This window comes from Flavobacterium sp. ASW18X (assembly GCF_005144745.1).
Lineage (GTDB): Bacteria > Bacteroidota > Bacteroidia > Flavobacteriales > Flavobacteriaceae > Croceivirga.
The window spans coordinates 354,563-379,859 of the sequence record NZ_SWKK01000008.1; the positions used below are offsets into that span (position 1 = coordinate 354,563).

The 25,297-nt window shown below is 35.9% G+C and carries 19 protein-coding genes; 5 read left to right on the plus strand and 14 right to left on the minus strand.

The features are described 5' to 3' along the window. Positions 1-98: 98 nt before the first annotated feature. The 6 genes from pgi to uvrC all read right to left on the minus strand — a co-directional run bounded on the left by pgi (position 99) and on the right by uvrC (position 9,141). Complete coding sequence (pgi, locus tag FBT53_RS07040; protein WP_136950457.1) at positions 99-1,736, minus strand: glucose-6-phosphate isomerase; 1,638 nt, start codon at positions 1,734-1,736, stop codon at positions 99-101. Further along, on the minus strand, positions 1,717-3,012 hold the full coding sequence (locus tag FBT53_RS07045; protein WP_136950458.1) for a peptidoglycan DD-metalloendopeptidase family protein: 1,296 nt from the start codon (positions 3,010-3,012) through the stop codon (positions 1,717-1,719). The genes pgi and FBT53_RS07045 overlap by 20 nt, the downstream gene beginning before the upstream one ends. A 1-nt stretch (position 3,013) precedes the next feature. Next, positions 3,014-3,982, minus strand: a complete 969-nt coding sequence (locus tag FBT53_RS07050) for a tryptophan 2,3-dioxygenase family protein (protein WP_136950459.1) — start codon at positions 3,980-3,982, stop codon at positions 3,014-3,016. Between the two features lie 14 nt (positions 3,983-3,996). After that, positions 3,997-4,773, minus strand: a complete 777-nt coding sequence (locus tag FBT53_RS07055; RefSeq protein WP_136950460.1) for a DUF3108 domain-containing protein — start codon at positions 4,771-4,773, stop codon at positions 3,997-3,999. 316 nt (positions 4,774-5,089) lie between these two features. Then, positions 5,090-7,345 (minus strand): patatin-like phospholipase family protein, encoded by a 2,256-nt coding sequence (locus tag FBT53_RS07060; RefSeq protein WP_136950461.1) that lies wholly within the window; start codon positions 7,343-7,345, stop codon positions 5,090-5,092. A gap of 8 nt (positions 7,346-7,353) precedes the next feature. Next, positions 7,354-9,141: an excinuclease ABC subunit UvrC gene (gene uvrC / locus FBT53_RS07065; RefSeq protein WP_136950462.1), complete on the minus strand. Its 1,788-nt coding sequence runs from the start codon at positions 9,139-9,141 to the stop codon at positions 7,354-7,356. A 408-nt stretch (positions 9,142-9,549) separates the two neighbouring features. Here uvrC and FBT53_RS07070 point away from each other — a divergent pair, with 408 nt between their 5' ends. Then, positions 9,550-10,110 carry a 5-formyltetrahydrofolate cyclo-ligase gene (locus tag FBT53_RS07070; protein ID WP_136950463.1) on the plus strand — a complete coding sequence of 187 codons (561 nt, stop codon included), beginning with the start codon at positions 9,550-9,552 and terminating at the stop codon, positions 10,108-10,110. Here the strand turns inward: FBT53_RS07070 and FBT53_RS07075 are convergent. The 5 genes from FBT53_RS07075 to FBT53_RS07095 form a co-directional block, all read right to left on the minus strand. Then, positions 10,107-10,751, minus strand: a complete 645-nt coding sequence (locus FBT53_RS07075; protein ID WP_136950464.1) for a lipoprotein signal peptidase — start codon at positions 10,749-10,751, stop codon at positions 10,107-10,109. The genes FBT53_RS07070 and FBT53_RS07075 overlap by 4 nt on opposite strands. A gap of 33 nt (positions 10,752-10,784) precedes the next feature. Further along, positions 10,785-11,405, minus strand: coding sequence for a DUF4097 family beta strand repeat-containing protein (locus FBT53_RS07080; protein ID WP_136950465.1), 621 nt, complete (start codon positions 11,403-11,405; stop codon positions 10,785-10,787). A 29-nt stretch (positions 11,406-11,434) separates the two neighbouring features. Continuing rightward, complete coding sequence (locus FBT53_RS07085; RefSeq protein ID WP_136950466.1) at positions 11,435-11,818, minus strand: TraR/DksA C4-type zinc finger protein; 384 nt, start codon at positions 11,816-11,818, stop codon at positions 11,435-11,437. Between the two features lie 4 nt (positions 11,819-11,822). Further along, the gene (gene ileS / locus FBT53_RS07090) at positions 11,823-15,230 is read right to left on the minus strand and encodes an isoleucine--tRNA ligase (protein WP_136950467.1); all 3,408 of its coding nucleotides are present in this window, start codon (positions 15,228-15,230) and stop codon (positions 11,823-11,825) included. 115 nt (positions 15,231-15,345) lie between these two features. Then, the gene (locus tag FBT53_RS07095; protein ID WP_136950468.1) at positions 15,346-16,296 is read right to left on the minus strand and encodes a DUF4382 domain-containing protein; all 951 of its coding nucleotides are present in this window, start codon (positions 16,294-16,296) and stop codon (positions 15,346-15,348) included. Positions 16,297-16,517: 221 nt separating this feature from the next. Between FBT53_RS07095 and FBT53_RS07100 the strand changes: the two genes are divergently transcribed. Next, complete coding sequence (locus tag FBT53_RS07100; RefSeq protein WP_136950469.1) at positions 16,518-16,937, plus strand: hypothetical protein; 420 nt, start codon at positions 16,518-16,520, stop codon at positions 16,935-16,937. 58 nt (positions 16,938-16,995) lie between these two features. Here FBT53_RS07100 and FBT53_RS07105 read toward each other — a convergent pair whose 3' ends face one another. Both FBT53_RS07105 and recO read right to left on the minus strand, forming a co-directional pair. Next, complete coding sequence (locus FBT53_RS07105) at positions 16,996-19,371, minus strand: TonB-dependent siderophore receptor (RefSeq protein WP_240729778.1); 2,376 nt, start codon at positions 19,369-19,371, stop codon at positions 16,996-16,998. Between the two features lie 40 nt (positions 19,372-19,411). Further along, positions 19,412-20,131: a DNA repair protein RecO gene (gene recO, locus FBT53_RS07110; RefSeq protein ID WP_136950471.1), complete on the minus strand. Its 720-nt coding sequence runs from the start codon at positions 20,129-20,131 to the stop codon at positions 19,412-19,414. 285 nt (positions 20,132-20,416) lie between these two features. On the opposite strand from recO, the gene FBT53_RS07115 reads away from it, so the two are divergent. The 3 genes from FBT53_RS07115 (at position 20,417) to FBT53_RS07125 (ending at position 23,634) form a co-directional block, all read left to right on the plus strand. Further along, positions 20,417-20,737: a type II toxin-antitoxin system RelE/ParE family toxin gene (locus FBT53_RS07115; protein ID WP_136950472.1), complete on the plus strand. Its 321-nt coding sequence runs from the start codon at positions 20,417-20,419 to the stop codon at positions 20,735-20,737. Between the two features lie 17 nt (positions 20,738-20,754). Continuing rightward, entirely contained in the window at positions 20,755-21,852 is a 1,098-nt protein-coding gene (locus FBT53_RS07120; protein ID WP_136950473.1) for a HigA family addiction module antitoxin, read from the plus strand. Positions 21,853-22,185: 333 nt separating this feature from the next. After that, positions 22,186-23,634, plus strand: a complete 1,449-nt coding sequence (locus FBT53_RS07125; protein WP_136950474.1) for an ATP-binding protein — start codon at positions 22,186-22,188, stop codon at positions 23,632-23,634. A 270-nt stretch (positions 23,635-23,904) separates the two neighbouring features. On the opposite strand, the gene gdhA is transcribed toward FBT53_RS07125, so the two are convergent. Beyond that, positions 23,905-25,248: an NADP-specific glutamate dehydrogenase gene (gene gdhA / locus FBT53_RS07130; RefSeq protein WP_136950475.1), complete on the minus strand. Its 1,344-nt coding sequence runs from the start codon at positions 25,246-25,248 to the stop codon at positions 23,905-23,907. Positions 25,249-25,297 lie beyond the last annotated feature (49 nt).

Consider the following 25,297-nt stretch of genomic DNA (forward strand, 5'->3'; position numbering starts at 1 on the left):
CCAATGTTAAGGAATTATTAAGTTACATAGGTGGTAAAAACAGCAAGCCCCCTGAAATAGGGGGTTTAAGCTCATTTTTTAATGTTATGGTAAGCTAACTAATCCTTAAATTTTTGTAAAAGTGATAAAGTTGAGCTATCGTGGTTAGCAATATGTGGATTTTCTATGTCCTTTAATATGGTTTTAGCAAGTTGCTTGCCTAATTCTACTCCCCATTGATCATAACTGAAAATGTTCCAAACAACACCTTGCACAAAGATTCTATGCTCGTAAAGGGCTATCAATGCACCCAAACTTTTGGGTGTTAGTTGGTCAATTAATAGGGTGGTCGTAGGTTTATTACCATCAAATACCTTAAACTGCGCCAATTTATCTAAGTCTTTTTGCTGTAGCCCTTGGCTTTGCAATTCGGCAGTGACTTCTTCTAAGGTTTTACCATTCATTAAAGCTTCCGTCTGGGCAAAGAAGTTTGCCATTAACTTATTATGATGGTCTGTATTTCCATACAAAGATTTTTTATAGCCAATAAAGTCTGCGGGAATCAACTTGGTTCCTTGGTGTATTAATTGAAAGAAAGCATGCTGAGAATTGGTGCCTGGCTCACCCCAAACAATATTTCCGGTTTGGTAGGGTATAAGTTCTCCATTACGGGCTACACTTTTACCATTACTCTCCATTATTCCTTGTTGTAAATAGGCCGGGAAGCGATGCAAATACTGTGTATATGGAATTACTGCCTCTGTATCTGCTCCAAAGAAATTATTGTACCATACGGTAAGTAAACCTAAAATTGTGGGTAGGTTTTCGTCTAACGGGGCTTCTTTAAAATGGCTGTCCATTTCTTGAGCACCATCTAATAGTGCTTCAAAATGCTCATAACCTAATGCTAGTGCAATAGACAAACCTACGGCACTCCACAAGGAAAAACGACCGCCTACCCAATCCCACATCGGAAACACATTTTCATCTGCTATACCAAAAGCATCAATCATTTTGGTATTGGTAGAAACAGCAGCAAAATGTAACGCTACATCTGTCTGTGTTCCGTGCTTTAAAAACCATGCTTTGATGGTTTCTGCATTGCTTAGCGTTTCTTGGGTTGTAAAAGATTTAGACACTATGATAAACAAGGTAGTTTCTGGGTCTATTTCTTTCAACACTTCATTTACATGGTCACCGTCTACATTACTAACAAAATAAGTTTTTAGGTGGTTTTTATAAAATTTTAATGCTTCTGTAACCATAACCGGTCCTAAATCGGAACCACCAATACCAATGTTAACAACGGTATTAAACGTTTTACCCGTATACCCTTTTTTCTCCCCAGAAATAACTGCTTCTGAAAAAGCTTTAATTTGCTCTTTTACTTGGTAAACTTCTGGAATTACATTTTCGCCATCTACCTTGGCTACAACATCTTTTTTGGCCCTAAGTGCAGTGTGCAATACGGCCCTACCCTCGGTTTCATTTATAATTTCACCACCAAAATAAGCGTCTATAGCCGCTTTAAGCTCTACTTCTTTTGCGAGCTGTAATAAAAGTTCTTTGGTTTTTGGTGTAATTCGGTTTTTAGAGTAGTCCACATAAAAATCTTGCCATTGCAAGGAAAGCTTGGTAGCCCTATCTGCATCTTCTGCAAACAAACTTTTTAAATGGATGTCTTTAATTTGGTGGTAATGTTCCCCTAACGCTTGCCATGCTTTTGTTTGCGTTGGGTCAATTTTGGGTAGTGCCATTAGTATCGTTAAAGGTTATTAATTCTTCTTGCTCCCCAGGACCAGCTTCTAAACTGTCTAATTGTGCGCGTAGGGGTTTTATGTAATTAAAGTATTCTGTTTTTAAGGAATCTTTTAAGGCCTCTGCTGTAGGTAATTTTTCTCTAAGAGGATCTACTTGCTTTCCATTTTTCCAAAAACGGTAACATACGTGCGGGCCACCTGTATTTCCTGTCATACCAACCCACCCAATAACATCGCCTTGTCTTACAAACTCGCCAGCTTTTACCTTTTGCGCTTTCATATGCAAATATTGCGTGCTATAAGTGCCATTGTGTTTTATCTTAACGTATTTTCCGTTGCCACCTCTTCTTCTAGATTCGGTAACCGTCCCGTCTGCGGTTGCAATAATTGGCGTGCCTATAGGAGCTGCATAATCCGTTCCTTTGTGTGGGCGAACTTTATAACCGTAATACGCAATTCTTCGTTTTAAATTGTATCTAGAAGATATACGATACCCAAATTTAATAGGTGCTTTTAAAAATGTGCTTCTTAGGTTGTTAGCATCTTGATCATAATAGTCTTCTATTTGCTTTAAGGAATCTGACACAAAAGGGAAGGCATAGATTGGACGACCTTTGTGTTCAAAATAAGCAGCTTTAATAGGTCCACTACCGGCGTAGATTGTGTCGTTTATATAGCGCTCATCATAAATTAATTTAAACTTATCACCTTCATTAAGTCTAAAAAAGTCTATGGTCCATGCATACACTTCGGATAACTTAATAGTCATTACATAATCTACCCCCAGGCTATCCAAAGTCTGACTAAGACTACTTTTAATAGTGCCTGCAACTTGTTTTTCTATAAAACGGACCGGTTTTTTATCACGATAAGCAACTACAGAATCCCGCATATCTACTACGGTGTAATTTATTTTATCGTTTTGGTAAATAAAAATTTGTGCTTTAGCTACACTATCTTTAGATTTAAGAATTACGTAAGGTTTACCCACTTTAATTTTTCTGACATCAAAGGTGTCTCTAAATTTTTCAGAGATTGTAACAATTTTAGGATAGTCTACATGGTTTTTTAGCATTAGTTCGCCAAAGCTATCTCCGCTACGTACTGTATCATGCACTACTTCATAGGCATCAAAGTCAAAACCGTATTGGGTATTAACAGGTTCTTCAATAGTCATTTCTGTAAGGTTTTCTGGTAGTTCTTCCTTTTTATCGTCCTTACAAGATGCCATCACAACCAGTGCGGCGAATAGTGTTCCCCAATATTTATACATACTATACCTCTGAATTTTGTGGGTTAAATTGGTGTTCTACCCACTCTTTGCCCCAGTTTTCCAATTCTTGACTGGAATACAAAGTTGGGAAAAATATTATTTTTTGAAAACTAGGGGGTAAAAACTCCTTCCAGTTAGTACCGCCAGTAGCATCTATGGTAGCCTTGTCTTTAGCTAAATAACGGTATGCAGAACCCATATGCATTAAAGGCCAATTTACATTGGCATTGACGTCTAATTTTTTTAATTCTGCAATTAAGGTTTTGTTTTCTTTAGCAGCTTTAGAAAGGTTAAGATACTTATGGTAAATGGTACGGTCTTGTACTTGTTTGGCTATGCGTACAAGTCTTGGAGTGTAACGATATTCAAATTGCTTTAATGTCAGCGTTTTATCGCCTGTCTGTTTATCCGTGGCTCCTTTTTTCCAATAAATATGTTCAAATAATTTTTCTATATCTGTCTCTTGTGTAAAGTTGTTGCGTTCTGTTTGATGCACCAATAGATTCAACGATGTAGCATAAATTTCTATCATTCTATATTGCGCAGACTGAAATCCACTAGCGGGTAGCAATGCCATTCTGTAACGTAAAAATTGCTCTCTTTGCATGCCATTAATCATGATGCTAAAAGAAGATATCAGAGCTTTATAGTAATTGTTTATGCGCTGCGTACGTTCTATAAAAAAAGCAATTTGATTAGAACGGTCATCAACCAATTGCTTTTGCTCGTGTAATATTAATTTAAAATATAACTCGGTAATCTGGTGGTACATGATAAAAATTTCCTCATCAGGAAAATGAGTTCTAGGTACCTGCAGACTTAATAAGGTGTCTAAATGTATGTAGTCCCAGTAAGTAAGGTAACGCTGGTATAAGAGACCATCTAAATAGGAGCTAAGGTCTTGGCCAGAATCTTTAAATTTTTCTTCTAGTTTGTTTATTTGCGAAGCGATTTTTTCTTCGTTGTTCATTGGCTATTATACAATCAATCCATAATAATCTTGAACTGATTTCTTAAGCCATTGTATGCGTCTAAATCTGCTTTGAGGGAACCAACGGCCAAATCAGCTTTGATACGGACCGGAATCTTGTTTAGGTCATTGGTTACCCAAAGGGTAAGACTTTCTTGTTCCTTAAAAACACGACCGGACTGTACATAAGGTCTAAATTTAAGACATTCTACTTTTCCGAACTTGGTTTTTAAGATTTCCTTACCTAAATATTTTAATTTAAACTGAAAAACACCATCATCATCAAACAACATGTCCATATTTAACGTTTGTCCATCATCAAAGTGGTCAAAGTTGTATTTACTTCTTAGATAATAAGCAGCAGATAATAAATCCTGAATATTATTATGGATAGGTATATCTAGTTCTTTTTTGTTTTTGTGGTCTGTTAATATGGCATTTTTGGTACTATAATCAAAGGCTATTTCTATATCCTTAGTGTAGCCCCCCTCATCTATCTTTCTTATGAATTTGTAGGGTTTGCTATCTGTTTTGCCAAAGTAACTTTCATAGGTGTCATCAACTTTAAAAAAGATGCTGGCAAAACCAGTTGTTTTTCCTTTCCCAACTACGTGGTATACAGGTTTACCATTTAACTCGTCAGATTTTAAATGCAGCGTAGCATAACTGGCATTTAGAAACCCATAATGTATCCGGAATTTTAACCATTCCCCAGTTTTAAAAGCAGGTGTTTGTTGTGCGTAGCTTAAGCTTACGGTACAAAGCAAAAGGTATAGGAGAATCTTTTTCATTATTGGAGCAGTTTGTATATTAAAATTATAAAAATCAGGGCTATCAATAACCGGTTTACAATTAATTAAACAAAACTTATACCAAACTATTGCATAAAAAAAGCCCTAGTGTGTTCACTAGAGCTTTTTCTAAATAACCAACCAAACTTTAAATTATGAAAAACCAATACTTAAAGTTATAAGGGAACCACCCCTTATGCCAACAAAGATACGGCAGGTATTAGATTGCTTTTTAGCTTTTAACCAACTTTAACCAAAAGATTGAGAATTTTAGAAAGCTTTAGTGTTTTTTGTAAAAAGGTTGCTAAAAAATAGCCTAAAACCAATAGCCTATACTAAAAAATAGGGTGCCGTCATTCTGCTGTGGTGTCCATGAATAGAGTATTTGTGCTGGGCCTAAAAAGGATTCTAGACCATAACCAATACCAAAACCAGAATAGTCTGGTGCTGTAAACCAATCTCCAGTACGGTATAAATCGTCTGCTACGTTAGCAAAATTGGTCATAAATAGCAGGTGATTTTTTGGACTGAACTCATAATCTAAGCGAGCGCCTGCTTTTATAAAACTATTACCAATTAAACTCACATAATCATACCCTACAAAGGGAATTATATTATTAATGGGCTGGTTGCCATAGCCGCCCAAAATAAAATCAAAAGAAGATACGCCTGCCGTTCCTAGTTTAAAGCCAGCTTCGGATTCTAGTGTTAGCGATAGTTTAGGAAATAAGGGGAGTGCCATACCTAGCTTACCTTTAGTAACAGAAAAGTCTTTAAAATTATTATTAAAATCACTAGAGTATATATAGTAGTGAAAGTCACCATCTAGGAATAAACCTCTCGTGGGAAAATATTTATCGTCATAGGTGTCAAAACGAAGCCTACCATAGGTGCTTATATAGTCACTCTTCTCAAAAAACACACGGTCTTGCATGGCGTTCTCTTCTACTTGATTGTTTGTAGGGGGCAGGTTGTTTAAAGTGGTGGTACTAAATTTTAAATGTTTATGTTCTAGACCCATCCTAAAAGCAAATTCTTCTCTGATGACGGTTTGCACATAGACTTGATTGGTTAAATCTGAAAAATCTAAACGTATTTCACTTAAATTTTGATTAGCTCCAAAGTCAAAATTTCTACGTATAATATCATAATTTACCTCTTCATCAAAACTGGCGAAATTAGAGTTAATCCCAAAACTCCAATAAAATCCTTTGTCTAAATAATATTGAAAATTATAGCGTATGTGGTCTCCAACGATTAGGTCAAATGAAGCGACGTCATCCTTTAGAAATAGTTTTTTACGTGTTAGGTTAATAAGCGCAGCACTTTTAAACAAATCATCATAATGCGCTCCCATTTTAATGTACATTCTTGTGGGGTCTTCTTTTAAAAAGAGTGTTAAGTCCGTCCCTAATCCGTTAGAAGTAAGTTTGTATCGTATAGCTTTAAAGTTATTAGTAGCAGCTAAATTTCCTATTCCTTGTTGTAGCTTGTCAAAGGTTATTTGATTACCTAAAGTAAATCTTAATTTTCCTTTGATGTAGCCTCTGGTATAAGCTTCATTACCTTTGATTATTAATCTGTTAATGGTAAGACTATCTTTTACGCTTTTGCTAACCTTGGTTTTAGTTGCTGTATTTTGTTGTTCAGCAATGGCTTTTAATTGATTTAATTGTGCTTTAGCGGCCACTTCTCCACGTTCAATAATTTTACCAGTTTTTTCAAAATCAATAACAGAAAATTCTTTGATGTTTGGTTTTAAGTATATGTCTGTTTTCTCTTTCTTTTTAATCATATCGTTTGCTGTACGATAGTTGTTGATTTGCATTAAGATGTCTGTTGCAGAAGAAAGAGATTCTCTCACGGCCAAATCATCCTGTACATCTATGCCAATAATAATATCGGCTCCTTTGGCTCTAATTTCATCAATAGGATAATTATTAACAACCCCACCATCTATTAGAATCTGATTATCAATTTCTGAAGGTTCAAAGAGAGATGGTAGTGTGCCACTGGCCATCATAGCTTCTGGCAAATAACCGCGGTCCATAAGTACAGCTTTCCCTGTTTCTATATTGGTAGCTATGCATAAAAAGGGAGTTGGTAGCTCATTAAAATTGTCAACATCTTTAACATGGTAGAGAAGTTTGACAAACTCGTTATAAATGTTTTGTCCGCCAGAAATACCTTCCGGAAAGCTTACTTTAAAATTATCAAAAGGAAGGGTTAAGGTGTAGCGTTCGGCATCGTCCTTTTCATAAAAGGTTTTAGCGTTTCTTGGTAACTTGTCTTGGATAAGGAGTGATAAGTTGGTGCTTTTAAAAATAGAGTCCAGTTCATAAGCGGTATAGCCAGCAGCATAAAGACCACCTATGATTGCTCCCATACTAGTGCCCCCAATATAATCTATTTCTATACCGGCATCTTCTATTACTTTTAAGGCACCAATGTGTGCCATGCCTTTAGCTCCACCACCACTTAAGACTAGACCTACTTTCGGTCTTTTTTTATCTTGGGCATGTGTTAAAAAAAGGCTACAAAAAACGATAAGTATTACAATATGCTTTTTCATGAATTTGTCTAATGAAAATTCTCAAATACTTTTTTTGCTTTTGCCATTCCAATAGTGGCTGCTAAACTGTCTATACTTGCTTCTTTAATTCGTTTTACCGACTTAAACTTTTTCAGCAACTGTTCTGCCGTTTTGCCGCCGATACCATCAATGCCCTCTAGTTCTGAGTTTATGGCTGCATTACTTCGTTTTTGGCGGTGAAAAGTAATGCCAAAACGGTGGGCTTCATTACGTAGTTGCTGTATAATCTTAAGGCTTTCAGATTTTTTATCTAAATACAATGGTATAGGGTCTTCTGGAAAATAGATTTCTTCTAGTCGCTTTGCGATACCAATAATGGCAATAGTGCCACGTAGACCCAAAATATCCAAGCTTTTTAATGCTGATGAAAGTTGGCCTTTACCGCCATCTATGACTATAAGTTGCGGCAGGGGTTCGTCTTCATTTAACAGACGTTTATACCTACGGAACACCACCTCTTCCATAGAAGCAAAATCGTCTGGACCTTCTACTGTTTTAATATTATAATGACGATACTCTTTTTTAGAGGGCTTACCGTCTTTAAAAACTACACAGGCCGCAACAGGATTAGTTCCTTGTATGTTAGAATTGTCAAAACACTCTATATGTCTGGGTTCTTCTGAAAGGCGTAAATCTGCTTTCATCTGTGCCATTAAGCGTTTGGTGTGTCTATCGGGGTCTACAATTTTCATCTGTTTAAACTGTTCTTGTCTAAACGATTTTGCATTGTGTAGCGATAAGTCTAACAGTCTTTTTTTATCGCCTAATTTGGGTACTGTTATTTTAGCGTATAATTCTAAATCTAAAGGAAACGGAAGATAAATTTGTGAAGAGGTAGAATTAAAGCGTTGCCTAATTTCTGTTATGGCCAATACCAACAACTCTTCGTCCGTTTCATCTAACTTCTTTTTAATCTCCATGGTATGGCTACGGGTTATGGAGCCATTGGTTATTTGTAAGTAATTAACGTAGCCATGAGTTTCATCAGAAAAAATAGTAAATACATCTACATTGCTTATTCTAGGATTTACAATAGTGCTTTTAGCTTGGTAATTTTCTAAAACATCTATCTTTTCTTTTATCTGCTGGGCTTTTTCAAACTCCATTTCCGCAGCATAGGTTTTCATTTGTTGTTTAAAATAAGCCAGACTACTTTTAAAATTCCCTTTAATAATCTGTCTAATATCATTTATTTGGCGGTCGTACTCGGCAAAGCTCTGTAAATCCTCGCAAGGGGCTTTACAGTTGCCAAGATGAAATTCTAAACACTTTTTATACTTACCACTTTCTATTTTGTCTTTAGATAAATCGTAATTACAAGTACGTAAGGGGTAAACACTTTTTATGAGTTCTAAAAGTGTTCTGACCGTTTTCATACTGGTGTAGGGGCCGTAGTATTCAGAACCATCTTTAATTAACCGTCTTGTGGGGAAGATTCTAGGGAAACGTTCGTTTTTAATGCAAATCCAAGGGTAAGTTTTATCATCCCTTAAGAGTACATTGTAGCGAGGTCTATTTTTTTTTATTAAACTATTCTCTAGTAGTAGAGCATCGTTCTCGGTAGCCACTACAATGTGTTTAATAGTGACAATTTTTTTAACTAGTACTCTGGTTTTTCCGGAGTCGTGGGTTTTAGTAAAATAGGAGCTGACTCTTTTTTTTAAATTTTTGGCTTTACCAACGTATAATATTTTATCGTCTTTATCATAAAATTGATAGACGCCAGGGCTATTGGGTAAGGTACTTAGTTGTATGTCTATAGAAAGGGGCTGCATTCAGCTTGCTAAATTAGCTTTACCAAGGTATAATTTACGCCCTTTTTAGTAAAGGTTAACAGAAAATACATAATAGTTCTTTTCTACGATTTTTTATGGACTCTATTGAGTAAATCATTGATTATAAAGCTTTAAAAAATCTTAAAACACCACTTTTCATGTTAAAAATTCTGTAAAAACAGTGTATTTCATCGAGAAAATAGTGCAGTTCATAGGATTTTATATAAGAATTGTGTTATATTTAGGGAAACAAAAGTTTAATACATGGAAAATTATTTAATCGTTTTGGGCATGTATTTGATTTTGATGTTGTTTTTTAAGATTTATTTCGCAGTTGCGTCTAGAGAATAGGTTTTAAAAATCCCCCAGAATCAATCAACCCCCAATTGTTATTCTATAAAATTATAGATGACTAAAAAAGAACTAAGAGTAGATTATAAGCAGAAGAGGAACCTACTTACCGCTGATATAATCGAAGAAAAAAGTATTAAAATTGCCAATAGGATTCACAAACTGCCTATTTGGCAATTTTCTTTTTACCACCTTTTCCTTTCTATTGTTAAAAATAAAGAAGTAGATACAGAGCCCTTGTTAACCTTGCTACAAGGCATGGATAAGCAAATTGTAGTATCTAAAACCGAGAAGAATAGAAGCTTAAAAAACTATTTGCTGCTAGATACTACTCCAATCCGCATTAGTAATTTAGGTATACCAGAACCTGTAGATGGTATAGAAGTACCCGAGGAAAAAATAGATGTTGTTTTTATACCGCTTTTAGCTTTTGATAGCAACGGAAATAGAGTGGGCTATGGAGGTGGGTATTATGATGTTTTTTTACAAAAGTGCCGAAAAGATGTATTAAAAGTTGGCATTTCCTTGTTTGAAGCATGCCCCACAATTACAGATGTAGCAACTACAGATGTACCTTTAGATTATTGTGTTACTCCTTCCCAAGTATACCAATTCTAATTAGTTTCCTCTTTTTCCTCCTCTTTTGGGTTGGTAGCAAATGCCTTTTTATTAAAAAGTATTAGAATAGCTACGCCTATACTAATTGCGGTATCTGCGATGTTGAATATGGGTTCAAAAAAACGGAAACTTTTACCTCCTTTTCCGGGTACCCATTCTGGCCAAGTAGTATCTATCATAGGGAAGTATAGCATATCTACTACCTTTCCGTAAAACAATTTTCCATAAGGTTCTTCTGCAAATAGGGTAGCCACTTGGTGGTTGCTGTGGTCAAAAAGTAACCCGTAAAAAACAGAGTCTAAAATATTACCAAGAGCACCAGCAAAGATTAAAGAAACTGCAAGAATTAATACTTTGGGAGAATTTTTTTTAATAATATCAAAAAGCCAATACCCTATGCCTACTATTGCAAATAATCTAAAAACGGTCAGGAATAATTTTCCAGAAGCATCAGAGACTGGTAAAATATCACTTAGTTTGGTACCCCAAGCGGCACCTTCGTTTTCTATAAATAAAATTTTGAACCAATTAAAGACTTCCACAGACTCTCCAAGTACAAAATTGGTTTTTATGTAGATTTTACTGATTTGGTCTATCAGTAAAACAATAATGATAAGGATTATAGATTTCTTTAAACTCATTTCTCAAAAGAATCAGCCGCAAAAATAGCCATATTAATTGGTTCTATTCACCCAAATGTCACCTTCTACACTACTAAGCTCAAAAGTATGTTCGCCATCTGGTACTTTGTTGTGTGTTACGTGCCCATAATTACTTTTAGTGGTGACTATGCCATGAGCATTAGAAAGGAAAATATCACCTTTTTGGCTTTTAACTTTTACATCTTCCTCTACGTTGTTTAAATAGGTGTCGCCATCGTTCAGGGTAATCTGTAATTGTCTGTATTTACCCGCCGCATGTACGTTGGTATAAGAACCATCTAAGCGTACCCAGCTGTATTCTGGCACTTCTATTTTTAGGGCGATGGAAATTACCTTATGGGCGCTAAGTTTATCGTTTGGGTTCACAAAATTGGGTAGAAAGTCTGCGCTAATAAGCAGATTTTGACCATTTTCTTCTAGTTTAATAACTAAGTCTTGCGCATATTCCCCTTCCATGGCACCAGAAACTTTTAGCGTATTGCTCGTACTAGTAAACAGGTCTATAGCAAAACAATTACTAGCATCTATGGTGATGTGTTTTTGTTCTGTTGATGCAAAGGTTTTTTGTACCACCTTTTGGGCATTACTCCAAAAGAAAGCAATAAATAAGAATAAAAGAATACGGTATTTCATAATCAAAAAAACGCCCTAGGGCGTTTTTCTTATTTCTGCATGTTTTTGGCCTCTATACTCAAGGTAGCATGCGGCACCAATTTAAGACGCTCTTTATTAATAAGCTTACCCGTAACACGGCAAATTCCATACGTTTTATTTTCTATCCGTAGGATAGCGTTTTTTAAGTCGCGTATAAATTTTTCTTGTCTGATTGCCAGCTGTGTATTTGCCTCTTTGCTCATGGTTTCTGAACCCTCTTCAAATGCTTTAAAGGTAGGGGAGGTATCATCTGTACCGTTATTACCATCGTTCATGTAAGAGCTTTTCAACAAATCTAGGTGTTGCTTAGCTTTTTCTATTTTGGCTTCAATAATTTCTTTGAATTCGGCCAAATCTTTATCTGAGTATCTAACTTTTAAATCTTCTGCCATTTTTTTAATGTTTTTTGATAAACAATTTTGTTTTTACCTCATCAAAGGCAATTTCCGTGCCCTCTTCCAAATTATCCTCTAATACTAGATTTTCTGTTAAGGTCTCACTTTTAAGGTAATCTGCATTATTTGCTATTGCCTTTTCTACAAGACCATCTTTTAAAATCTTTAAATCAATTTTGTCGGTAACCTCAAAACCGGAATCTTTTCTTAGATTCTGAATTCTGTTTACTAATTCTCTTGCAATCCCTTCTTCCTTTAAAGCATCGTTAATAGTAACATCTAAAGCCACCGTAATTGGACCAGAACTTGCTACTAACCACCCTTCTATGTCTTGGGATGTAATCTCAACGTCAGAGAGCTGTAATTTAATATTTTTATTTGCTAAAGAAAGTGATATTTCGCCATCCTGCTCAATTTTTTGGATATTTTTTTGATCCATTTGCGCAACAGCCTGCGCTATATCCTTCATTTCTTTGCCATACTTTGGACCTAAAACCTTAAAGTTTGGTTTTATTTGTTTTACTAAAATGGCAGAAGCATCGTCCATTAAATCAATCTCTTTGACATTTACCTCAGATTTTACCAAATCTGCAACGGCTTCTATCTCTGCTTTTTGTGTTTGATTAAGGATAGGAATCATTACTTTTTGCAATGGCTGTCTTACCTTAATTTTTTCTTTTTGTCTTATAGAAAGCACTAAGGAAGATATCTTTTGCGCTGTATGCATTTTACTTTCCAAACTCTGATTTACCAATTCGGCATCAAACTCTGGAAAATCTGCTAAGTGTACGCTTTCAAAATTTTCTTTACCAGTAGCTGCATTTAAATCTTTGTAAAGATTATCCATAAAGAATGGCGCAATGGGTGCACCCAACTTAGCAACCGTTACTAAACACGTATATAGCGTTTGGTAAGCTGCAATTTTATCTTTTTGGTAATCCCCTTTCCAGAACCTTCTTCTCCCTAAACGTACATACCAATTACTTAGATTTTCTTGTACAAAATCAGAAATAGCTCTTGCGGCTTTTGTAGGTTCGTAAGCGGCGTATGCTTCGTCTACCTTTTGGATAACGGTATTAAGTTCTGAAAGTATCCACTGGTCTAATTCGGGTCTTTCATTTAGGGGAATTTCTGCTTCTTGATAGGTAAAACCATCAATATTAGCGTATAGCGAAAAGAACGAATACGTGTTGTACAGCGTGCCAAAAAATTTACGCTTTACCTCGGTAACTCCGTCAATATCAAACTTAAGATTATCCCACGGATTTGCATTGGCAATCATGTACCAACGGGTGGTATCTGCACCATGTTCTGGCAAGGCCTTAAATGGGTCTACCGCATTGCCCAAGCGTTTAGACATTTTCTTGCCCTCTTTGTCTAAAACCAGTCCGTTAGAGACTACATTTTTATAGGCTACGGAATCAAAAACCATAGTGGCTATGGCGTGCAAGGTATAGAACCATCCTCTGGTTTGGTCTACCCCTTCTGCAATAAAATCTGCTGGGTAGCTAACACCATTATCTACTAGTTCTTTGTTCTCGAACGGGTAGTGCCATTGGGCGTAGGGCATAGAACCACTATCAAACCAAACATCAATTAAATCGCTCTCTCTACGCATAGGTTTGCCGCTTGGCGACACCAAAGTAATTTGGTCTACGACGCTTTTGTGTAAGTCTATTTTTTCATAGTTGGTGTCAGACATATCGCCAACCACAAAATCTTTAAATACGTCTTCTGCCAGCACACCGGCAGTTACCGCTTTTGCCATTTCTTCTTTTAGCTCTGCAACCGAACCAATTATTATTTCTTCTTGGCCGTCTTCTGTTCTCCAGATAGGCAAAGGAATACCCCAATATCTAGACCTAGACAAGTTCCAATCATTAGCATTAGCAAGCCAGTTGCCAAACCTACCTTCTCCTGTAGCTTTTGGTTTCCAATTAATGGTTTGGTTTAGCGCAAACATGCGGTCTTTTACATCCGTAACTTTTATAAACCAAGAATCTAGTGGGTAATATAAAATAGGCTTATCCGTACGCCAGCAGTTAGGGTAACTGTGAACATACTTTTCTACCTTAAAGGCTTTGTTTTCGGTCTTTAGTTTTATGGCGATTTCTACATCTATAGATTTATCTGGTGCCTCGCCATCCGCATAGTATTCGTTTTTAACATACTTGCCGCCAAACTCTTTAAGCTCTGGTCTAAATTTACCTTGCAGGTCTACCAACGGAACAGGATTGTTGTTCTCATCTAATACCAACATGGGTGGTATAGGCGGATTGGCTTGTTTGGCCACAAAGGCATCGTCCGCACCAAAAGTAGGCGCAGTATGTACAATACCCGTACCATCTTCCGTAGTTACAAAATCGCCCCCAATAACCCTAAAAGCATTTTCTGCATTCTCGTACGGTAGTACGTAATCTATCAGTTGCTCGTATTTAGATTCGATTAAATCGGCTCCTTTTACTTCTGCCAATACCTGATAAGGAATTTTTTTGTCTTCTGGTTTAAAGTTGGCAAAATCCTCACTGGATTCTGCTGCAAAGAATTTGCCAGAAAACTGCTTGTTTACTAGGGCTTTGGCTAATACTACCTGTATAGGCTCAAAAGTATATAGATTAAAAGTCTTAACTAATACGTACTCTATTTTTGGTCCTACAGTTAATGCTGTGTTAGAAGGTAGTGTCCAAGGAGTAGTGGTCCAAGCAAGAAAATGTATATCTCCGTCAAAAGCTTGCAAGGCCTGCGGCAAACTTCCTTTTAGCGCTTTAAACTGAGCTGTTACCGTAGTATCCGTTACATCTTGGTAGGTTCCTGGTTGGTTTAGCTCATGAGAACTAAGACCGGTACCTGCCTTTGGTGAGTACGGTTGTATGGTATACCCTTTATAGATTAAGCCTTTATCATAAATCTGTTTTAGCAACCACCAAACAGATTCCATGTATTTAGATTTGTAGGTAATGTATGGGTCGTCCATATCTACCCAATACCCTACCATTTCTGTCATTTCGTTCCAGACATCTGTATAACGCATTACCGCTTTTTTACAAGCTTCGTTATATTCTTCTATGGTAATTTTTTTGCCAATATCTTCTTTGGTGATGCCCAGCTCTTTTTCTACTCCAAGTTCTACCGGTAGGCCGTGGGTATCCCATCCTGCCTTACGTTTAACCTGAAAGCCCTTCATGGTTTTATAACGCGGAAAAATATCTTTAATGGTTCTGGCCATTACGTGGTGAATCCCCGGCATACCGTTGGCAGATGGCGGTCCTTCAAAAAACACGTAACTCTCTTTTCCTTCTCTGGAAGTTATACTCTTTTCAAAGATTTTCTCGTCCTTCCAAAACTTTAAAACTTCTGTTGCCGTCTTTGGTAGGTCTAAACCTTTATATTCTCTAAACTTCTTCTCCATGGGCCTAATAAAATAAGTCTGCGAAATTAAGAATTTTAAAGTATTTACAGGTTTGTAAAAAGATAAAAAGCCCCTACTACTAGGGGCTTTTATTCAGATTTTTAGTAAGATAAGATTATTTGCTGCCGGTAATGGTAACATTAACGTTAAGTTGCAAAGCAGACGTTAAGGATAAGGCCCCCAAATTTAGTCCGGTAGAAGACTCAGCCTCTAGTATGGCAGCAAGCTCTACATTGCCATTGTTTTGGTTTTCATTGTAACCTACAAAAACCAATTCGTACTCGCCTTCTTCTACAAAATTTAAACTATAGGCATTGGTAAGCCCACTAACCTCTGCACTGGTAACGGCATTGGCAAAGGTTACATTGCTAGTACCAGAACCTTGTGTTTCGGTTTCTGCATTAAAGGTTCCTTTTTTGTAAGCGTAAACTATAATTTTATCAGAATTGTCTTGGCCTTTGTCTACAGATCCTTTTATAGTGCCCGTAGCTTCCTCGTTAACGGTTCTAATAGCGTTGCCTAGTTCTGCTGCTGTAGCAAAAGTAAGTTGGCCAGCGGTGCTAGCTTCACTTTCTACCACAGATTTTCTAAGATCAAAGTCTATGATAATAGTGTTGGCCGTTGCCGCCACAACTTCAAAACTATCATTGATTTTAATGCTATTTGCACTACTTTCTAATTTCTGTTTTTCTCCATTGGCCATTTCTACATAGCAACCAGGGGAATTACCTTGTACATCTTTCTCATAATCCAATACCAATTCTAAGCTAGAGTAGGTTTTGGAGGTTAGGTCTAGGTTACCCAAGGTTTGTGTTTTGCCATTTACCAATGCGGAAAGTTCTATAGTAGTAGTGGTAAATCCTTCTAAAGACTTACCATCTAATTTTACATCTGTTACGGTAACAAATACTGCAGATACGTTGGCATTGTCTATTGGAGCATCTGTAATTTTAAAAGTGGTGTTGTAGGTTTCTGAATTAGAATTCTCCCCGTCATCCTCACTACAAGAAATAGCAAATACCAAACTCAATACCATCATTCCTGTAAGTTTCAAAACATTTTTCATAAGGTTAAAATTTTGTCTGTTTTAGATTTAGGCCTTTAAAACAGCCTAAAAGGTAAAAACCCTAAACTGTAAAATGTTAAAATTTGTTAACATAGTTCTAGGAGACAGGAGTTCAGTGGCTTACGTTTTTTATAAAACTTTACTTTAAGTTTAAATGGAAATGTTAATTTACGGGTGACTTTTTAAAAATTTATGTTTCTAAACACTAAAACAATTTAAAAATGAAAAAATTAGTACTTGCCGCATTGGCACTAACCCTAACTACTGGAACACTTGTATCTTGTAAAGATGCTGCAAACAAAGCAGAAGAAGCTAAAGAGGCTGCTGCAGGAGCATTGGAAGATGCCGGTGAAGGTTTAAACGAAGCTGGCAAAGATTTGAAAGAAGCTGGTGAAAATGCCATGAACGAGGCTAAAGAAGCTGGTGAAGGCATGGTAAAAGAAGGCGAAAAAGCTATGGATAGTATTAAAGCTGCTGGTGAAAAAGCTATGGATAGTGCAAAAGAAATGGGTACAGATGCCATGGATAAAGCTAAGGCTGCGGGTGAAGATTTAAAAGATGCAGCTAATAAAACTGCAACTGATGTTAAGAATGCTGCAGACAAAACAGTTAAAGATGTAAAAGACGCAGTTAAAAACTAAGTCTCCATTACAGTTAACTTAAAAACAAAAACCCTTGGCAATTGCCAAGGGTTTTTGTTTAAAAGGTATAGGATAATCCAAGGATTAAATTCCTACCGGGTGCGACAATCCCAGAAGAATAAGGTCTATACCTTTGGTCTGTAATGTTTTCTAGCGCTACATTTCCCTTTAAGGCAGCGGTAAAACTATAATTACCTCTAAAGTTTACGGTATACCATGAGGGAGAAAAAGGATTACCATTGGCATCGCTAGCATAAATGTAGGCCTTACTTTGTTCCGATAGCGCTAAATCATCATTAGCTAATTCACCATTATAGTTTAGGAAAAAATCGGCTTTAAACCTTTCTTTTTTGTATACCAAATGGGCATCTGCAAAGGTTGGAGCAACGTGGCGTGCGGCACTATCCGTACCATCATCATCTTCTTCTATGCCTTCTGTAAGCGTTAGATTACCCAAGACACTTAGGTTTTGAGATAAAAAGGCTTCTAAGCCAAATTCAAATCCATACACATATGCTTTGGCAGCATTTTGTATGGCTTGTACATTGCTCATTTCTCCATTATAAAGCAATTGTGTTTCTCCGTTAAAGGTGTAATCTCTACGTACTAAGGCATCTACCAAATAGGTATAATAGGTAGCGGCCTTTAGCATTAATTTGTCATTAATGTTCTGTTGTACGCCAAAATCAATATTGTAAGCATATTCTGGTTCCAAATCTGGGTTAGGCACTACTACAGCACCGGGTTCTGAGTCAAAAATTTTGCCAGTATCGTCTATGTTAGGAGCTCTAAATCCGGTAGAGCCGTTTAAGGTGAATTGTAGATTAGCCGTAGGGAACCAGCTCATTCCCAAACTTCCGGTAAGAGCGCCAGTAATCAAGTCGGCTTCCTCAAAAGGGAAATCATAAAAAGTATCATCAAAAGCAGCATCTACCCAAACTTGACTATACCGTAAGCCTGCCAATAGTGCTAGGTTAGGTTTCAATTTGTATTCTCCATTTACATACCCCGCAAAAGTTTGCCACGTAGCACCATCTGGGTAACGTGATGCTGCAGGGGTGGTAGCGTTAGATAAAACATCCATTTCCATGCCTTTGGAGTTGATTTTATTAAACACATAACTCAAGCCATAGTAAAGGCGTAGGTCGCCAATTTTTTTGTTCTCTAAATCTAGGTTAACGGATAACGCATCTAACTTTTCCTTTGCATGGTATAAGGTGTTGTCTTGAAAACCACGGTCGTTTCTACTTTCTTCAAAAAATTGATAAGCTGTGGTGAGCTTAATACCATCATAAAATTTATTTTTTCCCTTATGAGTAATTTGTGTGTTCGCCATGAACCATTTTTGAGGACCATAATACCATTCTGCAGAACGGAGTCCATCGCCTTCTTGGTTTGGTCTTATCAATCTATCATACCTAGAATAGTCGGAAGTTTCTGAGTAATACAAGCCCAAATCATAATGCCAACGTGCATTTGGTTTGTAACGCAGCTTTTGCAAAACATTAATTTGGTCGTAACCGGTTGGGTATTGTTTTTCTGGATTGGAATTGTTCACTAATCGGTCTTCGCCGTTTTGGGTTACTACGTATTGATTACGCAAATAACTATCGGGTCCATGGCTCCCCATAGTTAGATCACCAAAATTGGTATAGCTCATACTGGTCAATGATGCCCAATTTTTATGGCCAATATTCACTTCTGCATGACCTGTATTTTCTGTGTTTGCGGTGGAAAATCGATATTGTGCATTACCCGAAACTCTTAGGCTGTCGGTAAACGAAAAGTGAGGTTTTTTGGTGTAAAAATTCATAACCCCACCTATGGCATCGCTCCCGTAAATAACAGAACCAGGGCCAAAAATCACCTCGGTATTTTTAATGGTAAAAGGGTCTATAGAAATTACATTTTGCACGTTGCCACCCCGGAATATGGCATTATTCATCCTAACCCCATCTACAGAAATTAGTACACGATTGGTAGCAAAACCACGAATCATAGGGCTGCCACCGCCTAATTGACTTTTTTGTACAAATACTTTACCACTTTGTTGTAGCAAGTCTGCGGCGGTCTGTGGATTGTTAAAAGCAATGGTCTGCTCATCTATGGTGGCAATTTTCTGTGGTATGTCTTTTTTCTGCTGTTCCCATTTAGAAACTGATAGTACAACCTCTTCTAGCTGCTCCGCATTGGGAATTAAAAAAACACGATGTCCTTGCTTTACCATTTTATTTTTAGTGGTAGTTAGCAGCTCATAAGACAAGTGTTTAATGGTCAGCTTTTCATTAGGGGCAAATACGCTTAAATCTACTTTACCCGTAATATTAGAAATGGTGGTTTTAGATTGGTCTTGGTTAAAAATGGCGGCATTAAGCACGGGTTGCCCAGTGTCTGCATCTAGTAAGGCAACCTGTTGTGCACTACCTGAATACATGCAGAAAAGAAAGATAAAAAGGAAATAGACCTTTTGCATATTAATTAAAAACAGCGTTTAAAACGGCCAATGACTTAGGTTTTCTAAATCCATGCAAATGGAGCTCAAAGTACAAAAGCATTTTGTTGAGCAGTTCCTGTCGGTTGGCTTTTTTGATTTTTACTGTGGAATATGCATCAAATTTTGTGCCTAAGAGCGTTTTAAAATCATAAATTATGGGGGCTTCTAACAACGGGTTTAAACTGGGCTTGGATAGGAATTCGCCCTCTAGCAAATCAAAATACAATTCATCTGTTTGATTATCATCAGGATAAAACCCTAAATACCGGCTAAGGTGTAGTAAAAATGCTAGCGGAAAATTGGTAATGTTTGTAGCTTGATCTAAAAAAATAAAAGCACGTTCTAAAAACTGAAACAGTTGCGACTCTTCTTCCCCTTCTTGTACGCTTTGCGCAACTACTTCTGCTAAAAACAAAACAATGCTGTTTTTTATAATATCTGTGTGTATAGTTTTGTAGGGGTAGCTCACCTTGGCTTCTTTAAGGGTTTCTAAAGTGCCCTTGTTTTTATGGTTGGCTACCAATTCTAATTGGGTTAAGGGTTGAAACAGCCCTGCTTTTAATTTTCCCTTTTTACTGGCCAATACGCCTTTTAACAAATACGATTTTAAACCATCTGTTTGGGTGTACGCTTTTACAATAAGGCTGGTGTCTCCGTATTTTAAAGCAGATAGTACAATGGCTTTGGTATGGGTGAGCATTACAAGAAACTTCTAAAAAAGTAAAGATAGTAGAAGCGTTTAAAAGATGGTGCTTGGGCAAGATTTTGTTTTTAGTAGGCAATCTTATAGAGTATCAACAACTACTGTTAAAAAAAAAGCATTTCTTTCGTGGGGTAGATTTTGTTGTTTTATGCGAAAGAGATATCTATTCTATGACGGATATCGAATTGTTGCCCACAATTAAAAGAAAATAAAAAGTTCACGAATAAAGTGAACTTTTTATGGTATAATATTTGTACATTTGCAATATGATATTCAAACAGAATGGAAATAATTTTTGAAAAAGATTACTTAAAAGAACTATACGAAAATGGAAAAGCAAAAAATAAAAAGTATAGATTTCAACCAACTGTAGTAAAAAAGTATATACAAACTATAGATAAATTAAGAGCTGCAAAATACACCGAAGAGTTATATCCCGTTAGAAGTTTGAATTATGAAAAATTAATTGGAGACAAAAAAGGACTAGAATCCGTAAGAGTAGATAAAAAATATCGGATAGAATTTATTAGTTCTGTAGAAGGAGAAGAACCTGATACTTTAACGATTTGTTCAATAATTGAATTAAGCAATCATTACAAGTAACTAAAAAAAAACTAAAAATGGCGACACTAAAAACAACATTAATTCCTGCACAAGCGACACATCCTGGAGTATTGATAAAGGATGAAATTGATGCTATACCAGATTTCACTCAAAGAACTTTAGCAAAAGAACTTGGTGTAAAACCATCATTTCTTAATGAAATTATTAAAGGCAAAAGACCTGTAACAGCAGATTTAGCTATTTTATTAGAAAAATCATTAGGGATTTCAGCAGACTATTGGATGAAATTTCAATCACAATATGAAATAGATAAAGCTAGAGTTAAACAAAAAAATATTAAAAAATTAAGAAACATAGAAATATGGAATATTATAAAAGAGTATGTTCCTGTTCGTTACTTCAAAAAGCATAATTACCTAATAGATGAACTGTCAGAGGACATAAAAGCTATAAAGAAAATATATGATGTTGAGACAATCGATGATTTAGTTGATTCTTTTTCAAAAGATAAATTTGCATATTACCGCAAATCAGAAAAACTTAAAATTGATGATAAAAATATGTTTGCTTGGAGTTCATTAGCTCAATATGAAGCTAAAAATCAGAAAACAAACACTTTTAATTTTGATAATCTCAATCAGCTTGTTTCCAATCTTAATAATATTTTTTATGAAAATTCCGATACAACTAAACGAGTGCAAACTCTATTAAATCAATTCGGAATTAAAATGTTACTAATTGATAAATTAGAAAAAACGCCAATTGATGGATTTTCATTTTGGTCTAACAATAATCCTGTGATTGCCTTGACTTTACGTCATAATAGAATTGATAATTTTGCATTTACAATAATGCACGAAATTGGGCACATTCATTTGCATCTAAGAAATGACAGAAACAGAAAATTTATGGATTTAACCAAAAAGCAAAATGTCGACCAATGTGAAAAAGAAGCTGATAATTATGCTCAAGAATCCTTAATCCCAGTAGACATTTGGCAAGATATTTTAGATAATCATTTACCATTAGATGACAATAAAATTATTTCATTGGGAGACCAATACAAAATAAATCCAGCCATTTTACTCGGTCGTGTTTGTTACGAAATGAATTATTATGCAATGAAAACAGAAATCGATAAAAAATTAAAATAACTAAGCCCAACAAAACCTATAAACAATACGGGCTTCGGCTTAACCAAGAGGTCTGTATGTATTCATAATTTCACTAAATCTTATAGATTTAGCTTTAGACAAGAAAAAATAAACAAAACCAAAAGCTTTGGCTTAGTGTGCGTGGCGGACAGTAAATGCTTTTTTGCACCCTTAATTTTTATAGATCTACCACTATACTTAATTGAATACACTATTTGATGTTAGAATTAACACATTATTAATAAATTAACTTTTCTATTTATTCAAAAATGTAAAAATAGATATATTACAATCTTCTTATATCTTTATATTTGTTTTTATTAAGAAGAATATATGGCAAGGTTAAACCCTATTCCAACAGAGAAAATAATAGAACGTCTTCAATACGAGAATCCGTGGTGGATAACTAAAGAGATACCAGATGCTTATAGCTCAATGTCTAAAAGATTATATTTTGATCTCTTTTATCCATTTGTACTTGAAAGAAGTATTAAAAGAGCGCTAGTCCTGATGGGGCCAAGAAGAGTAGGTAAAACTGTAATGCTATTTCATTGCATTGGTAATTTACTAAAAGAAGGAACAAATCCTCATAAATTATTCTTTATTGGCATTGATAACCCCATATATGTTAATTTAAGCTTAGAAGATGTGCTAACCCTATGTAAAAAATCTTTAAACCTTAACAATCTTAATGGCTGTTATGTCTTCTTTGATGAAATACAATACTTGAAGGATTGGGAGAGACACTTGAAAATATTAGTTGACTCATATCCAGAAACTAAATTCATTGTTTCAGGCTCAGCGGCAGCAGCATTGAAATGGCATGGCACAGAAAGTGGAGCTGGTAGATTTACTGATTTTTTATTACCTCCGTTAACATTTCAGGAGTATATTCATTTGAAAAAACTTGACCATTTAATATTTGTAGGGGATATTCAATATGGAGGTAAGGCTATAGAATATTGCTTAACGCATGATGCAAAAGCTTTAAATAAAGAATTCGTCCATTATTTAAATTTTGGAGGCTATCCTGAGGTAGTGTTATCTGAAAAAATACAAGGCGATATGGGTAGATATGTAAAAAATGATATTGTGGATAAAGTTCTTCTAAGAGATTTACCCAGTTTGTACGGCATCAAAGATGTCCAAGAACTCAATAGATTTTTTACATATTTAGCATATAATACAGGAAATGAATTTTCTTATGAGATTATGTCTAGGGAAAGTGGTATTCAAAAGGATACTTTAAAAAAATATTTGGAATATCTAGAAGCAGCGTTTTTAATTAAAGTATTAAACAAGGTAGGAGTAAATGCAAAAAGATTAAAAAGAATTACAAGTTTCAAAGTATATCTTACCAACCCATCACTACGTACCGCTTTATTTTCGCCCATAAGTGAAACAGACCAAGAAATGGGAAACATGGTTGAAACTGCTATTCTTTCACAATGGATGCATCGGGAGCAATTAGATTTAACCTATGCTAGATGGAAAGACGGCAGAAATGAAGGAGAAGTAGACCTTGTTTTAGTAGATGATAAAAACTACAAACCTATATGGGGGGTAGAAATTAAGTGGAGTAATCGATATTTTTATAAACCACAGGAATTGAAAAGTTTAGTTAAATTTTGTGAAACAAATAAACTCAAAGCTGCAGTTGTTACTTCAATTGATCAAATAGGTTTAAAAGAAACACAAGAGTTAAAGTTTACTTTTCTGCCAGCTTCTATTTACGCATATAATATTGGAGAAATCACACTTAGAATGAAAACTAATAATTAAAGAAAAAAAGAAAGTATAAGTATCTCTATAAAACACATCCTAAGGGTCACCTTTAATAGTGAGAACGTTTGCATACTTTATAGGAAAACTCAGTTAATACTATTTATTTCCCTAATCTTCTTAGTAGTGTAATAGAGAAATATAAATCTGATATAAAATAGAATGTTTCTTTAATTAAGGATTTATTGCGAATAATGCTTTACCTATTTAAAACAGAAAAGCCCTTGCAAACCTAAGCTTGCAAGGGCTTTGTATTTTAAGGAGGGTTTGTTAAATAACGCCCTGCGCTAACATAGCATCGGCAACTTTTACAAAGCCAGCAATGTTTGCCCCTTTTACATAATTACAATGTCCGTTTTCTTCCATTCCGTATTGTATACAAGAATCGTGGATATCGTTCATGATTCCTTTTAAGCGCTCATCTACTTCTTCTCTTGTCCAAGATATACGTAGTGAATTCTGAGACATTTCTAAACCAGAAGTAGCAACCCCACCAGCATTAGATGCTTTCCCTGGAGCAAATAGTATGTGCGCTTCATTAAACGCATGGATGGCTTCTGGCGTAGAAGGCATGTTTGCACCTTCGGCCACGGCTATACAACCGTTTTTGAGAAGCAATTTAGCGTCTTCACCATTAAGTTCATTTTGGGTAGCACAAGGTAGTGCTACCTGGCAAGGAACTTCCCATGGTGTTTTGCCTGCATGGTAGGTAGCGTTAGGGTATTGCTTAGTATATTCAGAAATTCTACCTCTTTTTTTATTCTTAAGATCCATAACAAAAGCAAGTTTTTCTGCATCTATACCGTCTTTATCAAGGATATAACCGCCAGAATCAGATAAAGTCAACACTTTACCGCCTAATTGCAATACTTTTTCTGCTGCAAACTGAGCCACGTTACCAGAACCAGAAATGACAACCTCTTTTCCTTCAAAAGATTCGTTTTTGGTTTTTAGCATGCTGTCTGCAAAATATACAGTACCATAACCGGTAGCTTCTGGTCTAATTAAAGAACCACCCCAAGATAATCCTTTACCAGTAAGAACACCTGTAAACTCGTTTCTAATTTTCTTGTACATACCAAATAAGAAACCAATTTCACGAGCGCCTACACCAATATCACCCGCAGGTACATCTGTGTTTGGACCAATATGTCTGCACAACTCGGTCATAAAGGCGTGGCAAAAACGCATTACTTCATCATCAGATTTGCCTTTAGGGTCAAAATCAGAACCACCTTTACCACCACCCATAGGGAGTGTTGTTAAACTGTTCTTGAACACCTGCTCAAACGCCAAGAATTTAAGAACACTAGCATTTACAGTTGGGTGAAAACGTAAACCACCTTTGTACGGGCCTATGGCGGAGTTCATTTGTATACGGTACCCTCTGTTTACGTGTATTTCACCGTTATCATCTACCCATGCCACACGGAAAGAGATAAGCCTCTCTGGTTCTACCATACGTAAAAGAATGTTTTTACCATGGTAAATATCGTGTTGTACTATGTATGGGATTACTGTTTCGGCTACTTCTTGTACCGCTTGGATGAATTCTGGTTCATGCCCATTACGAGCAATCACTTCATCCATAAATGCTTTGATTTTTTCTTCCATAATCGGATTAATAAATTGTTATCAAAACCTACTAATACAGGTCTGTTTT

Bases quoted from the DNA above. Each gene is read 5' to 3' on its own strand.
- pgi (WP_136950457.1), bottom strand. From the start codon at position 1,736: ATGGCACTACCCAAAATTGACCCAACGCAAACAAAAGCATGGCAAGCG.
- FBT53_RS07045 (WP_136950458.1), bottom strand. From the start codon at position 3,012: ATGTATAAATATTGGGGAACACTATTCGCCGCACTGGTTGTGATGGCA.
- FBT53_RS07050 (WP_136950459.1), bottom strand. From the start codon at position 3,982: ATGAACAACGAAGAAAAAATCGCTTCGCAAATAAACAAACTAGAAGAA.
- FBT53_RS07055 (WP_136950460.1), bottom strand. From the start codon at position 4,773: ATGAAAAAGATTCTCCTATACCTTTTGCTTTGTACCGTAAGCTTAAGC.
- FBT53_RS07060 (WP_136950461.1), bottom strand. From the start codon at position 7,345: ATGAAAAAGCATATTGTAATACTTATCGTTTTTTGTAGCCTTTTTTTA.
- uvrC (WP_136950462.1), bottom strand. From the start codon at position 9,141: ATGCAGCCCCTTTCTATAGACATACAACTAAGTACCTTACCCAATAGC.
- FBT53_RS07070 (WP_136950463.1), top strand. From the start codon at position 9,550: ATGACTAAAAAAGAACTAAGAGTAGATTATAAGCAGAAGAGGAACCTA.
- FBT53_RS07075 (WP_136950464.1), bottom strand. From the start codon at position 10,751: ATGAGTTTAAAGAAATCTATAATCCTTATCATTATTGTTTTACTGATA.
- FBT53_RS07080 (WP_136950465.1), bottom strand. From the start codon at position 11,405: ATGAAATACCGTATTCTTTTATTCTTATTTATTGCTTTCTTTTGGAGT.
- FBT53_RS07085 (WP_136950466.1), bottom strand. From the start codon at position 11,818: ATGGCAGAAGATTTAAAAGTTAGATACTCAGATAAAGATTTGGCCGAA.
- ileS (WP_136950467.1), bottom strand. From the start codon at position 15,230: ATGGAGAAGAAGTTTAGAGAATATAAAGGTTTAGACCTACCAAAGACG.
- FBT53_RS07095 (WP_136950468.1), bottom strand. From the start codon at position 16,296: ATGAAAAATGTTTTGAAACTTACAGGAATGATGGTATTGAGTTTGGTA.
- FBT53_RS07100 (WP_136950469.1), top strand. From the start codon at position 16,518: ATGAAAAAATTAGTACTTGCCGCATTGGCACTAACCCTAACTACTGGA.
- FBT53_RS07105 (WP_240729778.1), bottom strand. From the start codon at position 19,371: ATGTATTCAGGTAGTGCACAACAGGTTGCCTTACTAGATGCAGACACT.
- recO (WP_136950471.1), bottom strand. From the start codon at position 20,131: ATGCTCACCCATACCAAAGCCATTGTACTATCTGCTTTAAAATACGGA.
- FBT53_RS07115 (WP_136950472.1), top strand. From the start codon at position 20,417: ATGGAAATAATTTTTGAAAAAGATTACTTAAAAGAACTATACGAAAAT.
- FBT53_RS07120 (WP_136950473.1), top strand. From the start codon at position 20,755: ATGGCGACACTAAAAACAACATTAATTCCTGCACAAGCGACACATCCT.
- FBT53_RS07125 (WP_136950474.1), top strand. From the start codon at position 22,186: ATGGCAAGGTTAAACCCTATTCCAACAGAGAAAATAATAGAACGTCTT.
- gdhA (WP_136950475.1), bottom strand. From the start codon at position 25,248: ATGGAAGAAAAAATCAAAGCATTTATGGATGAAGTGATTGCTCGTAAT.